We start from the raw sequence: 14,218 nt of genomic DNA on the forward strand, positions 1-14,218 counted from the left end.
CAGCTACCCATAGGCTGGCTGACAGACTGCTATCGGGGGCAAGCCCCCTCCCACATTTGATCTGCGGTGTTTCATGCTGTGGTGTTACTTCAACGCCGCCATGATCGCATCCGGGTTGTAATCGCGGATCAACGTGCCATTGACGTCGACAAACGGAATCCCGCCCCCGCCCAATGCTTCATACGCCTTGCGCGCCTGGGCGTCCTTTTCGATATCGAAGGCCTGGTAAGAAATGCCTTTCTGGTCCAGGAAACGCCGGGTCTGCTTGCAGTAGCCGCACCACTCGGTGGCGTAGAGCACCACGCGCGCCGAGGCGCGTACCTGCTCCGAAACCACCTGCGAGGGGTTGAACAGCCGCTCGATCTTGCCCCAGTTCTGAATCACCACGACCACCAGCAGCACCAGCAGGACTTTCTTGAGCACGCCGCCAAGCATCAGTTACGGCGCTTGAGCTGATCGGTCAGTTGGGTCGGCAGGCCTTTGATGATCAAGGTGCCGGCGGCTTCGTCGTACTCGATCTTGTCGCCCAGCAGGTGCGCTTCAAAGCTGATGGACAAGCCTTCGGCGCGGCCGGTGAAGCGGCGGAACTGGTTGAGGGTGCGTTTGTCGGCAGGGATTTCCGGCGACAGGCCGTAGTCCTTGTTGCGGATGTGGTCGTAGAACGCCTTGGGCCGATCTTCATCGATCAAACCGGACAGTTCTTCCAGGCCCATGGGCTCGCCGAGCTTGGCCTGGCTGCTGGCGTAGTCCACCAGGGTCTTGGTTTTCTCGCGGGCCGATTCGTCCGGCAGGTCTTCACTTTCAACGAAGTCGCTGAACGCCTTGAGCAGGGTGCGGGTTTCGCCCGGGCCGTCGACGCCTTCCTGGCAGCCGATAAAGTCGCGGAAATACTCCGAAACCTTCTTGCCGTTCTTGCCTTTGATAAAGGAGATGTATTGCTTGGACTGCTTGTTGTTCTGCCACTCGGAGACGTTGATCCGCGCCGCCAGGTGCAGTTGGCCCAGGTCCAGGTGGCGCGAGGGAGTCACGTCCAGCTCGTCGGTCACCGCCACACCTTCGCTGTGGTGCAGCAGGGCGATGGCCAGGTAGTCGGTCATGCCTTGCTGGTAGTGGGCAAACAGCACATGGCCGCCAGTGGACAGGTTGGACTCTTCCATCAGCTTCTGCAGATGCTCCACAGCCGTACGGCTGAAAGCGGTGAAATCCTGACCACCGTCAAAGTATTCCTTCAACCAGCCGCTGAACGGGTGCGCGCCGGACTCGGCATGGAAGAAACCCCAGGCCTTGCCTTGTTTGGCGTTGTAGCTCTCGTTGAGGTCGGCGAGCATGTTCTCGATGGCGGCGGATTCGGACAGCTCCGAGTCACGGGCATGCAGAACTGCGGGTGTGCCGTCGGGTTTTTTGTCGATCAGGTGGACGATGCAATGACGGATCGGCATAGGCTTCTCGGCTGGTTGAAGGGGAGCGGTGAGCCTCCCCAAAAAGTTGCCCAGTGTACCGCACCCATTGGTCAAGACGCGCCTGGAAGGGCGTTTTGGACGTTGTCCGACCGGGTATATGCCTTTTTTTCACGGTTTAGAGCGATAAAGCTGACCAAATGGGTATGTTGAGGCGGATATTTCCCCGTCTCTGTGCTAGTTTTGCCCGGTCTTACGCCAAGTCTCGGCGTTAAGCGTGCATTCAGCATTTGTCAGGTCGAACCAATCCCCGTTTCAAGCATCTATAACCCCGTTCTCCGAGGTTATAGCCGGGGTGCCAGGCCAAGAAGGTCGGGCTCGACGGCTGACACTGCACTCTGCAATCCATATGAATTTGATAGGGAAGGAACACCACAATGGCTATTACTAAAGACCAACTGATCGCCGACCTGGCTGAAGCAGTAGACGCACCGAAAACTACCGTGCGCGCTCTGCTGGACCAACTGAGCCAGGTTGTTGCTGATCAGCTGGAAAACGGCGGCGAAATCACTCTGCCAGGCGTTGGCAAACTGAAAGTGACCGAGCGTCCTGCCCGTACTGGCCGTAACCCTTCGACTGGCGCTGCCATCGAAATCGCTGCCAAGAAAGTTATCAAGCTGGTTGTGGCCAAAGGCCTGACCGACGCTGTTAACAAGTAAGACGCAGTAAAAAAAACCGTGCACCGGAGCGATCCGGGCACGGTTTTTTGTTGCCTGCGATATCAGTCGCGAACCCAGCGCTGGCGCCAGAGCTGCTGTTCGTTCTTGGTCTGGAAGGTCCAGGCGACGAACCGGCTTTGCTTCTGCCCCTGGGACATTTCCACCACCTGGCTTTCCAACACGCCGGCTTTTTTCAGCGCAGTCTCGATCGCCGGCAGGTTCGACGCTTTTGACACCAGGGTGCTGAACCACAACACCTTGTGGGCAAAGTGCGCACTTTCAGCGATCAATTGCGTGACGAAACGCGCTTCACCGCCCTCGCACCACAGCTCGGCCGATTGGCCGCCGAAGTTCAACACCGGCAACTTGCGCTTGGGATCGGCCTTGCCCAAGGCGCGCCATTTACGCTCGCTGCCCTTGGTCGCTTCATCCATCGAGGCATGGAACGGCGGGTTGCACATGGTCAGGTCAAAGCGCTCGGCAGGCTCCAGCAGGCCCAGCAGGATATGCTTGGGGTTGGGTTGCAGGCGCAGCTGGATGACTTTGCTCAGGTCGTTGGACTGCACGATGGCCTTGGCGGCGGCCACGGCGATAGGATCGACCTCCGAGCCCAGGAAGTTCCAGCGGTACTCCATATAGCCAATCAGCGGGTAGACGCAATTGGCGCCCATGCCGATGTCCAGCACCTTGACGATGGAACCGCGCGGAATCTTGCCGTCGTTGACGCTGGCCAGCAGGTCGGCCAGGCAGTGCACATAGTCGGCACGCCCCGGCACCGGCGGGCACAGGTAATCGGCCGGGATGTCCCAGTGCTGGATGCCATAGAAAGCCTTGAGCAGCGCCCGGTTGAACACCCGCACCGCGTCCGGGTTGGCGAAGTCGATGCTTTCCTTGCCGTAGGGGTTGATGATCACAAATTGCGCCAGTTCCGGCGTGGTCTTGATCAGCGCCGGGAAGTCGTAACGGCCGGTGTGGCGGTTGCGCGGGTGCAGGGTAGCCTCTTTGCGCGGCGCGACGGGTTTGGCCGTGGCTGCGGTTTTAGGCTTCTTGCGTGGAGGTTTTGGCGTAGTGGGGGCGGTCATGATGATTCTGGTGTTGGCTCAAAGTGATGGGCATTGTCACACATCCTGAGCCCAACTCGTTCAAATGTGGGAGGGGGCTTGCTCCCGATGGCAGTATGTCAGTCATTTATCTGCCAGCTGACCCACCGCCATCGGGAGCAAGCCCCCTCCCACATTGACCGCATGCACAAAAAAAGAGACCCGAAGGTCTCTTTTTTTTCACACGGTTTGGCCCTTACAGGCTGGCAATCCGTGCATGTTGTTCCGCCAGCTTGCCCAGGGCTTGTTCAGCCTCGGCCAACTTGGCGCGTTCTTTGTCGATCACTTCGGCCGGCGCCTTGTCGACGAAGGCCGCGTTGGACAGCTTGCCGCCCACTCGCTGCACTTCGCCTTGCAGGCGGGCGATTTCCTTGTCGAGTCGGGCCAGTTCCGCGCCCTTGTCGATCAGGCCGGCCATCGGCACCAGTACTTCCATGTCGCCGACCAGCGCGGTCGCCGACAGCGGTGCTTCGGCGCCATCAGCCAATACGGTAATCGACTCCAGTTTCGCCAGCTTCTTGAGCAGCGCATCGTTCTCGCTGAGGCGACGCTGGTCTTCGGCACTGGCGTTCTTGACGAACACGGCCAGCGGCTTGCCCGGACCGATATTCATCTCGGCGCGGATGTTGCGCGTGCCGAGCATCAAGGTCTTGAGCCATTCGATATCGCTTTCGGCGGCCTCATCGATACGTGCTTCGTTGGCCACAGGCCAAGGTTGCAGCATGATGGTCTTGCCTTCGATACCGGCCAGCGGCGCCAGGCGCTGCCAGATTTCTTCGGTGATGAACGGCATGAACGGATGCGCCAGGCGCAACGCCACTTCCAGCACGCGCACCAGGGTGCGACGGGTGCCGCGCTGGCGCTCGAGCGGCGCGTTTTCGTCCCACAGCACTGGCTTGGACAGTTCCAGGTACCAGTCGCAATACTGGTTCCAGATGAACTCGTACAAGGCTTGTGCGGCCAGGTCGAACCGGAACTGGTCGAGCTGGCGGGTCACTTCGGCTTCGGTACGCTGCAGCTGCGAGATGATCCAGCGGTCGGCCAGGCTCAGCTCAAAGGCTTCGCCGTTCTGGCCGCAGTCTTCGCCTTTATCCAGCACATAGCGCGCGGCGTTCCAGATCTTGTTGCAGAAGTTGCGATAGCCTTCGACGCGGCCCATGTCGAACTTGATGTCGCGGCCGGTGGACGCCAGCGAGCAGAACGTGAAACGCAGGGCGTCGGTGCCGTAGCTGGCGATGCCGTCGGCGAACTCGTCGCGGGTCTGCTTTTCGATCTTTTTCGCCAGCTTCGGCTGCATCAGGCCCGAGGTGCGTTTCTGCACCAGGGTTTCCAGGTCGATGCCGTCGATGATGTCCAGCGGGTCCAGGACGTTGCCCTTGGACTTGGACATCTTCTGGCCCTGGCCATCGCGTACCAGACCGTGCACGTAGACGGTCTTGAACGGTACCTGCGGCGTGCCGTCTTCGTTCTTCACCAAATGCATGGTCAGCATGATCATCCGGGCAACCCAGAAGAAAATGATGTCGAAGCCGGTGACCAGCACGTCGGTGGAGTGGAATTTCTTCAGGAATTCGGTCTGTTGCGGCCAGCCCAGGGTGGAGAAGGTCCACAGGCCGGAGCTGAACCAGGTGTCCAGTACATCGTTGTCCTGTTGCAGCGCGATGTCGGCGCCGAGGTTGTGCTTGGCACGCACTTCGGCTTCGTCGCGGCCTACGTAGACCTTGCCCGACTCGTCGTACCAGGCCGGAATGCGGTGGCCCCACCACAACTGACGGCTGATGCACCAATCCTGGATGTCGCGCATCCACGAGAAGTACATGTTCTCGTACTGTTTGGGCACGAACTGGATGCGACCGTCTTCAACGGCGGCAATCGCAGGCTCGGCCAGCGGCTTGGTCGACACGTACCACTGGTCGGTCAACCACGGCTCGATCACAGTGCCGGAGCGGTCGCCCTTCGGCACTTTCAGGCCGTGGTCGTCCACGCTCACCAGCAAACCTGCGGCATCGAAAGCGGCAACGATCTGCTTGCGTGCTTCGAAACGGTCGAGGCCGGCGTATTCGGCCGGGATCTTGCCGTCGATGCTCTCGTTCAGCGTACCGTCCAGGTTGAATACCTGGCAGGCCGGCAGTACGGCGGCGTTCTTGTCGAAGATATTGAGCAGCGGCAGGTTGTGGCGCTTGCCGACTTCGTAGTCGTTGAAATCGTGGGCCGGGGTGATTTTCACGCAGCCGGTGCCGAATTCAGGGTCGCAGTAGTCATCAGCGATGATCGGGATGCGCCGGCCTACCAGCGGCAGCTCGACGAACTTGCCGATCAGGGCCTGGTAGCGCGCGTCGTTCGGGTTAACCGCGACAGCGGCGTCGCCGAGCATGGTTTCCGGACGGGTGGTGGCGACGATCAGGTAAGCGTTGCCTTCAGCGGTCTTGGCGCCGTCAGCCAGCGGATACTTGAGGTTCCACAGGAAGCCTTTCTCGTCGTGGTTCTCCACTTCGAGGTCGGAAATCGCCGTGTGCAGCTTGGTGTCCCAGTTGACCAGGCGCTTGCCGCGGTAGATCAGGCCGTCTTCATGCAAGCGCACGAAGGCTTCCTTCACCGCTTCCGAGAGGCCGTCATCCATGGTGAAACGCTCGCGGCTCCAGTCCACGGACGAACCCAGGCGACGGATCTGACGGCTGATATTGCCGCCGGACTGGTCTTTCCATTCCCAGATTTTCTCCAGGAATTTCTCGCGGCCCAGGTCGTGACGGCTTTGGCCGGTGGCTTCCAGCTGGCGTTCCACCAGCATCTGGGTGGCGATGCCGGCGTGGTCGGTGCCCGGCTGCCACAGCGTGTTACGGCCTTGCATGCGGCGGAAACGGATCAACGCATCCATGATCGCATTGTTGAAGCCATGGCCCATGTGCAGGCTGCCAGTGACGTTCGGCGGTGGGATCATGATGGTGTACGAGTCGCCCGCACCTTGTGGGGCGAAATAGTTCTCGGACTCCCAGGTGTTGTACCAGGAAGTTTCGATAGCGTGGGGCTGATAGGTCTTATCCATGCGCGGCGGGACCCTAGTTGGCATTTATTCAGGAAAGCCGGCAAGTATAACGGGGGATAGGGCGAAGGGCGAGGCGAAGACAGGCTTGAGGTGCACGCGATCCAATGTGGGAGGGGGCTTGCTCCCGATAGCGGTGGATCAGTCACAACATCACTGACTGACACTCAGCTATCGGGAGCAAGCCCCCTCCCACATTGGATCTTTGTCTGGCTCAGGATTGGTACTGACTCAGCAGTCGCTCCATCCGCGCATCCATCCGCCGCTTGATCTCGGCTTCGATGTGCGGGGCAAAGTCGGCGATCACGTCTTGCATGATCAGTTGCGCGGCGGCGCGCAGTTCGTTGTCCAGGTGCAGCAGCAATGCGTCGGGCGCTTTTTCTGCGGCGGGAGCGGGCGGCGTGGCCACGGGCTTGGGCGCAGCCGGCTGGTGGTCGACCATGTCGGACAACAATGGAATCTGTACCCCGGCCTCGACCGATTCGGTCAACAGCGGCGGTTGCAGGTCATCATCACCGAGCAACTGACGGATGGACTCGAGGTCGTCCAGCAAGTGGTCGTCTTTTTTCATCGGGTTGGGCGTGTCCATCATGTACTCAAAGTCGTTGTAGCCGGTGATCCTGCAGAGAATAGCCCTGTTCGCGGTAGAAACGGAAACTCTCCCGCGCGGCCTGACGAATAGCCGGGTCCTCCACCACCACTTCCGCCACACGGGCGAAGTCCTTGGCGAAGGCCGGCACTTTCAGGTCGAGGTTGACCAGCAGGTCATGGTGGTCGCCGCAACTGTCGCCCAGACCCAGCACGACCAAGCCGTCGGGTTCGGATTCGGCGGGGCCGTGGGGCACGAAGCTTTCGCCCTTGAAGCGCCAGAGGCGGGCATCGAGGTCCTCGCGTTGGGCGGCATCGCTGCAATGCAGGTAGATGCGATGGCCCATGCGCCAGGCTTTTTCGGTGAGCTTGCAGGCAAAGTCCAGCCGCGCTGAAGGATCGGCGCTGGGCAGGATGTAGAAATCGACTTGGGTCATTGCGGTTCCTGGAGCCCGAGGCGGCTATATGAATAGCCGCCCGGGATCTTCAGTTTCAGGCCTTGGCGCGGTCCAGCAGGTACTGGGTCAGCAGGGGGACCGGACGGCCAGTGGCGCCCTTGTCCTTGCCGCCGCTGGTCCATGCCGTACCGGCGATGTCCAGGTGCGCCCAGTTGAAGTTCTTGGCAAACCGCGACAGGAAGCACGCTGCGGTGATGGTGCCGGCTTTCGGCCCGCCAATATTGGCGATGTCGGCGAACGGGCTGTCCAGTTGCTCCTGGTACTCGTCGAACAGCGGCAGTTGCCAGGCGCGGTCGTCGGCGGCCTTGCCGGCGCTGAGCAATTGCTCGATCAGCTCGTCGTTATTGCCCAGCAGGCCCGATGTGTGGGCGCCCAGGGCAACCACGCAGGCACCGGTCAAGGTGGCGATGTCGATCACTGCCTGCGGCTTGAAGCGTTCGGCGTAGGTCAGCGCGTCGCACAGCACCAGGCGGCCTTCGGCGTCGGTGTTGAGGATTTCCACGGTCTGGCCGCTCATGGTCGTGACGATATCGCCTGGGCGCGCAGCACCGCCGCTCGGCATGTTCTCGGCGCAGGCCAGGATGCACACCAGGTTGATCGGCAGCTTGAGTTCCAGCACGGCGCGCAGGGTGCCGAACACGCTGGCGGCGCCGCCCATGTCGTACTTCATCTCATCCATGCCGGCGCCCGGCTTGAGGCTGATGCCGCCGGTGTCGAAGGTGATGCCTTTGCCGACCAATGCGTATGGTTTCTCGGACTTCTTGCCGCCGTTGTACTGCATCACGATCAGGCGTGGCGGCTGGTCGCTGCCCTGGCCCACGGCATAGAAGGAGCCCATGCCCAGGTCCTTGATCTTTTTCTCGTCCAGCACTTCGACCTTGAGGCCCTTGAATTCTTTGCCCAGCGCCTTGGCCTGTTCGCCGAGGAAGGTTGGGTGGCAGATGTTCGGCGGCAGGTTGCCCAGGTCGCGGGTGAACGACATGCCGTTGGCGATAGCCGTTGCATGAGTGACGGCGCGCTCGACTTCAGCCTGGGCAGCCTTGATGGTCAGCAGGGTGATTTTTTTCAGCGCGCGGGGTTCGGCTTTCTGGCTCTTGAACTGGTCGAAAACGTAGCCGCCGTCCACCAGGCTTTCGGCCAGCAGACGGGTCTTGCCGTAGCTGTCACGGCCTTTTACGACGATTTCATCGAGTGCCAGTGCCGCATCGCTGCCGCCCAGGCCTTTAAGGGTGGTAAGGATGGCGCTGATGATCTTGCGGAACGGACGGTCGCCCAGTTCGGCGTCCTTGCCCACACCCACCAGCAATACGCGCTCAGCCTTGAGGTTCGGCAGGCTCTGCAACAGCAGGCTCTGGCCGACTTTGCCGGCCAGGTCGCCGCGCTTGAGCACGGCGCTGATGGCGCCGCCGCTCAGTTCATCGAGTTGCTTGGCGGCAACGCCGAGTTTGCGGCCTTCGCCGACAGCGACCACGAGGGTGGCGGTTTTCAACGTTTCGGGGCTAACGCTTTTTACAACCAATTCCATTTTCGGGTCCCTTATAAGGTCGGTGAGCCTGGCACGTGTACCCAGGCTTTAAAGCGTGGCAGCCTTGTAAACCGCCAGCGACAAAGGCCGCAGTTTGAACCTCGCCGGCGGAGCCTGACAACCCTCGAAGCACGCTTTGTGCGTGCGCATGAGGTTGCGCAGTGACAGGCGCGGTCAATCACAGGATAATGCGCCATCTTTTTAGCCGGCCCGCGCAAACGGGTCGACTCGGTATGCTTGCTTGTTTGGCCGCCTTAGCCTGACAACCCTGGAGTGTCTGGTTTGATCGTCTTCCGTTATCTATCCCGCGAAGTCCTGTTGACCCTGAGTGCCGTGAGTGCGGTATTGCTGGTCATCATCATGAGTGGTCGTTTCGTCAAATTCCTTGCGCAGGCCGCCTCGGGCGCCCTGGATCCGGGCTCTTTGTTCCTGATCATGGGCTTTCGCCTGCCGGGCTTCTTGCAACTGATCCTGCCGCTCGGCCTGTTCCTTGGCATCCTGCTGGCATATGGCCGGCTGTATCTCGAAAGCGAGATGACCGTGCTGTCGGCCACCGGCATGAGCCAGCAGCGCCTGCTGGCCACGACCATGGTGCCGGCCGCCGGCGTTGCCCTGTTGGTGGCTTGGTTGAGCCTGAGCCTGGCGCCTCAGGGGGCCATGCAGTTCCAGCTGTTGCTGAACAAGCAGGACGCGATGACCGAGTTCGACACCCTCGAACCCGGGCGCTTCCAGGCGCTCAACGACGGCACGCGCGTGACCTATACCGAAGAAATGACCGAAGACCGTTCCAACCTGAGCGGCGTGTTCATTTCCCAGAAAAACCTCGGCAAGGACCAGAAAGATCGGGGCATCTCGATCCTGGTGGCCGACGGCGGCCGCCAGGAAGTGCGCCCCGACGGCAGCCGCTACCTGATCCTGGACAACGGCTATCGCTACGATGGCAGCCCGGGGTTGGCCGATTACCGTGTGATCAAGTACGACACCTACGGCGTCATGCTGCCCAAACCCGAGATCAGCGACGAAGTCACCGACCGCGATGCGCTCCCGACCGCATCGCTGTTCGGTAGCCAGGAGCTGCGCTCGATCGCCGAGCTGCAATGGCGCCTGTCGCTGCCGCTGCTGGTATTCATCGTGACCTTGATGGCTGTGCCGCTGTCGCGCGTCAACCCGCGTCAGGGCCGATTCCTCAAGCTGCTGCCGGCAATCCTGTTGTATATGGCGTACCTGACCATCCTGATTTCCGCCCGTGGCTCCCTGGAGAAGGGCAAGATTCCGCCCGCCCTGGGCCTGTGGTGGGTCCACGGGATTTTCCTGGTGATCGGCCTGGGGCTTCTCTACTGGGAGCCTATCCGTTTGAAAATGAAGAGCCGTCGTGGCCTGAAGGAGTTGGCTCGTGGCTAAGCTCGATCGCTACATTGGTAGCAGCGTACTGATCGCCATCCTGGCGGTATTGGGCATCATCCTGGGCCTGGCCTCGCTGTTTGCGTTCATCGACGAAGTGGGCAACGTCACCGATACCTACACGGTCACCGACGTGCTGAGCTTCGTGGCGCTGACCGCGCCGCGCCGGCTCTACGACATGATGCCGATGGCCGGCCTGATCGGCTGCCTGATCGGCCTGGGCACCCTGGCCAGCAACAGCGAATTGACCATCATGCGCGCGGCGGGCGTGTCCATCGGGCGTATCGTCTGGGCGGTGATGAAGCCAATGCTGCTGCTGATGGCGTGCAGCGTGCTGATCGGCGAATACGTCGCGCCACCGTCCGAAGCCACCGCCCAGGCCAATCGCGCCCTGGCCCAGGGTTCGGGCGATGCGCAAAGTTCCAAGCACGGCCTGTGGCACCGCCAGGGTGACCAGTTCATCCACATCAACGCCGTGCAGCCAGGTGGGCTGTTGGTCGGGGTGACGCGCTACACGTTCGACAAGGAGCGGCACATGCTGAGCTCCAGTTTCGCCAAGCGCGCGCAGTATGACGGTGAAAAATGGCAACTGAGCGACGTCACCACCACGCTCTTCCATAACGTGGGCCAAGGCATCAAGGCCAGTACCGAAGTGGTCAATGAGCCCACCCAGGCATGGGACATCGCGCTCAAGCCGGAACTGCTCAATACCGTGATCATGGTCCCGGAAACCCTGCCGATCTCGGGGCTGTGGAGCTACATCCACTACCTCAAGGACCAGGGCCTGAACAATGGTCGCTACTGGCTGGCGTTCTGGGTCAAGGTGCTGCAGCCGGTGGTCACCGCCGCGCTGGTATTGATGGCGATCTCCTTTATCTTCGGCCCGTTGCGTTCCGTGACCCTCGGCCAGCGGGTATTCACCGGCGTGCTGGTGGGCTTCACCTTCCGCATCGCCCAGGACCTGCTGGGGCCGTCGAGCCTGGTATTTGGCTTCTCGCCGCTGTTTGCAGTGCTGGTGCCGACGTTTATCTGCGCCGTGGCCGGGTTCTGGTTGTTGCGCCGAGCCGGTTGATTGCGCGCTTATGCATAAAAAATGCCCCGCTTATCCCAGCGGGGCATTTTTGTTCTGGTCAGCAAAGATGACGTCTGGCCTGAGCATCAGGTACAATTCCCGGCTATTTTTCAGCGGGCAATCTGCCTGCAGCCTTTTTGAGTGTTGATCCGTGAGTGATTTGAGTCATATCCGCAATTTCTCCATCATCGCCCACATTGACCATGGCAAGTCGACGCTGGCCGATCGATTCATCCAGATGTGCGGCGGCCTTGCCGAGCGTGAGATGGAAGCCCAGGTCCTGGACTCCATGGACCTCGAGCGTGAACGCGGGATCACCATCAAGGCCCATAGCGTCACCCTGTACTACACCGCCAAAGACGGTATCAAGTACCAGCTGAACTTCATTGACACCCCCGGCCATGTTGACTTCACCTACGAAGTCAGCCGCTCGCTGGCGGCCTGTGAAGGTGCCTTGCTGGTGGTCGACGCCGGCCAGGGCGTCGAGGCTCAGTCCGTAGCCAACTGCTATACCGCCATCGAGCAGGGCCTGGAGGTCATGCCAGTGCTGAACAAGATCGACCTGCCCCAGGCCGATCCGGACCGCGTAAAAGAAGAAATCGAGAAAATCATCGGCATTGACGCCACCGACGCCGTCGAGTGCAGCGCCAAGACCGGCCTTGGCGTCGACGAAGTGCTCGAGCGCCTGGTCAAGACCATTCCGGCCCCTACCGGTAACTACGAAGATCCGCTGCAGGCGTTGATCATCGATTCCTGGTTCGACAACTACCTGGGCGTCGTGTCCCTGGTGCGCGTACGCCACGGCCGCGTGAAGAAGGGCGACAAGATCCTGGTCAAATCCACCGGCAAGATCCACCTGGTGGACAGCGTCGGTGTGTTCAACCCCAAGCACACGGCCACCACGGACCTGAAAGCCGGCGAAGTGGGCTTCATCATCGCGGGTATCAAGGACATTCACGGCGCGCCGGTAGGTGACACCCTGACCTTGAGTTCAACCCCCGATGTCGACGTGCTGCCGGGCTTCAAGCGCATTCAGCCGCAGGTCTACGCCGGCCTGTTCCCGGTCAGTTCCGACGACTTCGAAGACTTCCGCGAAGCCCTGCAGAAGCTGACCCTCAACGACTCGTCCCTGCAGTACACCCCGGAAAGCTCCGACGCCCTGGGCTTCGGTTTCCGTTGCGGGTTCCTGGGCATGCTGCACATGGAGATCATCCAGGAGCGCCTGGAGCGCGAGTACGACCTGGACCTGATCACCACCGCGCCAACGGTTATTTTCGAGCTGGCGCTGAAAACCGGTGAAACGATTTACGTCGACAACCCGTCCAAGCTTCCAGATCTGTCTTCCATCGAAGATATGCGCGAGCCGATCGTGCGGGCCAATATCCTGGTTCCGCAGGAACACCTGGGCAACGTCATCACCCTGTGTATCGAAAAACGTGGCGTGCAGCACGACATGTTGTTCCTCGGTACCCAGGTGCAAGTGACCTACGATTTGCCGATGAACGAAGTGGTCCTGGACTTCTTCGACCGTCTCAAATCCACCAGCCGCGGCTATGCTTCGCTGGATTACCATTTCGATCGTTACCAATCGGCTAATCTGGTGAAACTGGATGTGCTGATCAACGGCGACAAGGTCGATGCCCTGGCATTGATCGTGCACAAGGACAATGCGCACTACAAAGGTCGCCAGTTGACCGAGAAGATGAAAGAACTGATTCCGCGCCAGATGTTCGACGTCGCGATCCAGGCCGCCATCGGCGGGCAGATCATTGCGCGGACCTCCGTCAAGGCACTCAGAAAGAACGTACTGGCCAAATGCTACGGCGGTGACGTAAGCCGTAAGCGCAAGCTGCTTGAGAAGCAAAAGGCCGGTAAAAAACGCATGAAGCAAGTGGGCAACGTGGAAATTCCACAAGAAGCCTTCCTTGCGGTGCTCAGGTTGGATAGTTAGGTCCTATGTCACTAAATTTCCCGCTGTTGCTGGTCATCGCCGTCGCCGTTTGCGGCCTCCTGGCGTTGCTCGATCTGGTGTTCTTCGCCCCGCGTCGGCGGGCGGCTATCGCCTCCTATCAGGGCAGCGTCAGCCAGCCCGATGCGGTGGTGGTCGAGAAGCTGAACAAGGAGCCCTTGCTGGTTGAATACGGCAAGTCGTTCTTCCCGGTGTTGTTCATCGTGCTGGTGCTGCGTTCGTTCCTGGTGGAGCCGTTCCAGATTCCGTCGGGGTCGATGAAACCTACCCTGGACGTGGGCGACTTCATCCTGGTGAACAAGTTTTCCTACGGGATCCGCTTGCCGGTGATCGACAAGAAGGTCATCGAAGTCGGTGACCCCCAGCGCGGTGATGTGATGGTGTTCCGCTACCCAAGCGACCCGAACGTCAACTACATCAAGCGGGTGGTCGGCCTGCCGGGCGACGTTATCCGCTACACCAGTGACAAGCGCCTGTTCGTCAACGGTGAGTCGGTGGCCGAGAAACTGCTGGGCGCCGAGCCGAATACCTTGGGCAGCGCCGAGCTGTACCAGGAAAAACTCGGTACGGTCGAGCACCAGATCCGCAAGGAAATGAGCCGCTACCGCGCGATGCCCGATGGCCAGTGGAAAGTGCCTGCCGGGCACTATTTCATGATGGGCGACAACCGCGACAACTCCAATGACAGCCGCTACTGGGACGACCCCACTATTCCCAAGGACCTGCTGGGCATGGTGCCCGACGAGAATATTGTCGGCAAAGCCTTCGCGGTCTGGATGAGTTGGCCGGAACCCAAGCTCAGCCATCTGCCGAACTTCTCGCGGGTAGGGCTGATCAAGTAATACAAGCGGCGCTGTGAACACAGCGCCGAATGCTTTTCTGGGGCTTGGACATTTTCCGATGCCCCGTAGTACCCATCAGGATTTGAATTTGAACACTGCGTCAATCG

12 protein-coding genes are annotated in these 14,218 nt (G+C 60.5%); 5 read left to right on the top strand and 7 right to left on the bottom strand.

The window, feature by feature from the left end:
• Positions 1-84: 84 nt before the first annotated feature.
• Positions 85-435 (bottom strand): glutaredoxin family protein, encoded by a 351-nt coding sequence (locus C4J84_RS05285; protein ID WP_124435026.1) that lies wholly within the window; start codon positions 433-435, stop codon positions 85-87.
• Positions 435-1,439, bottom strand: a complete 1,005-nt coding sequence (yejK, locus tag C4J84_RS05290) for a nucleoid-associated protein YejK (RefSeq protein ID WP_057701465.1) — start codon at positions 1,437-1,439, stop codon at positions 435-437. The genes C4J84_RS05285 and yejK overlap by 1 nt, the downstream gene beginning before the upstream one ends.
• A 395-nt stretch (positions 1,440-1,834) precedes the next feature.
• Between yejK and C4J84_RS05295 the strand changes: the two genes are divergently transcribed.
• Positions 1,835-2,116 carry an HU family DNA-binding protein gene (locus C4J84_RS05295; RefSeq protein ID WP_003188840.1) on the top strand — a complete coding sequence of 94 codons (282 nt, stop codon included), beginning with the start codon at positions 1,835-1,837 and terminating at the stop codon, positions 2,114-2,116.
• 62 nt (positions 2,117-2,178) lie between these two features.
• Here the strand turns inward: C4J84_RS05295 and rlmF are convergent, their stop codons facing one another.
• From rlmF to C4J84_RS05320, 5 genes are all read right to left on the bottom strand, one after another.
• Positions 2,179-3,198 carry a 23S rRNA (adenine(1618)-N(6))-methyltransferase RlmF gene (rlmF, locus tag C4J84_RS05300; RefSeq protein WP_124406363.1) on the bottom strand — a complete coding sequence of 340 codons (1,020 nt, stop codon included), beginning with the start codon at positions 3,196-3,198 and terminating at the stop codon, positions 2,179-2,181.
• Positions 3,199-3,412: 214 nt separating this feature from the next.
• Positions 3,413-6,259 (bottom strand): valine--tRNA ligase, encoded by a 2,847-nt coding sequence (locus tag C4J84_RS05305; RefSeq protein WP_124369752.1) that lies wholly within the window; start codon positions 6,257-6,259, stop codon positions 3,413-3,415.
• Positions 6,260-6,470: 211 nt separating this feature from the next.
• Positions 6,471-6,845, bottom strand: a complete 375-nt coding sequence (locus tag C4J84_RS05310) for a DNA polymerase III subunit chi (protein ID WP_124369753.1) — start codon at positions 6,843-6,845, stop codon at positions 6,471-6,473.
• Between the two features lie 7 nt (positions 6,846-6,852).
• Positions 6,853-7,281 carry a DNA polymerase III subunit chi gene (locus tag C4J84_RS05315; protein ID WP_124369754.1) on the bottom strand — a complete coding sequence of 143 codons (429 nt, stop codon included), beginning with the start codon at positions 7,279-7,281 and terminating at the stop codon, positions 6,853-6,855.
• Between the two features lie 55 nt (positions 7,282-7,336).
• Positions 7,337-8,827, bottom strand: a complete 1,491-nt coding sequence (locus C4J84_RS05320; protein ID WP_124406366.1) for a leucyl aminopeptidase — start codon at positions 8,825-8,827, stop codon at positions 7,337-7,339.
• A gap of 282 nt (positions 8,828-9,109) precedes the next feature.
• Between C4J84_RS05320 and lptF the strand changes: the two genes are divergently transcribed.
• The 4 genes from lptF (at position 9,110) to lepB (ending at position 14,111) form a co-directional block, all read left to right on the top strand.
• Positions 9,110-10,228, top strand: a complete 1,119-nt coding sequence (gene lptF, locus C4J84_RS05325) for an LPS export ABC transporter permease LptF (RefSeq protein WP_124435027.1) — start codon at positions 9,110-9,112, stop codon at positions 10,226-10,228.
• Positions 10,221-11,300: an LPS export ABC transporter permease LptG gene (gene lptG / locus C4J84_RS05330; protein ID WP_124428766.1), complete on the top strand. Its 1,080-nt coding sequence runs from the start codon at positions 10,221-10,223 to the stop codon at positions 11,298-11,300. The genes lptF and lptG overlap by 8 nt, the downstream gene beginning before the upstream one ends.
• A 151-nt stretch (positions 11,301-11,451) precedes the next feature.
• A complete protein-coding gene (gene lepA, locus C4J84_RS05335) occupies positions 11,452-13,251 on the top strand; it encodes a translation elongation factor 4 (protein ID WP_003210439.1) in 1,800 nt (599 codons plus the stop codon).
• Positions 13,252-13,256: 5 nt separating this feature from the next.
• The gene (gene lepB, locus C4J84_RS05340; RefSeq protein ID WP_124361445.1) at positions 13,257-14,111 is read left to right on the top strand and encodes a signal peptidase I; all 855 of its coding nucleotides are present in this window, start codon (positions 13,257-13,259) and stop codon (positions 14,109-14,111) included.
• Positions 14,112-14,218 lie beyond the last annotated feature (107 nt).

This window comes from Pseudomonas sp. R11-23-07, assembly GCF_003852295.1.
In the GTDB taxonomy this organism is placed as follows: Bacteria; Pseudomonadota; Gammaproteobacteria; order Pseudomonadales; family Pseudomonadaceae; genus Aquipseudomonas.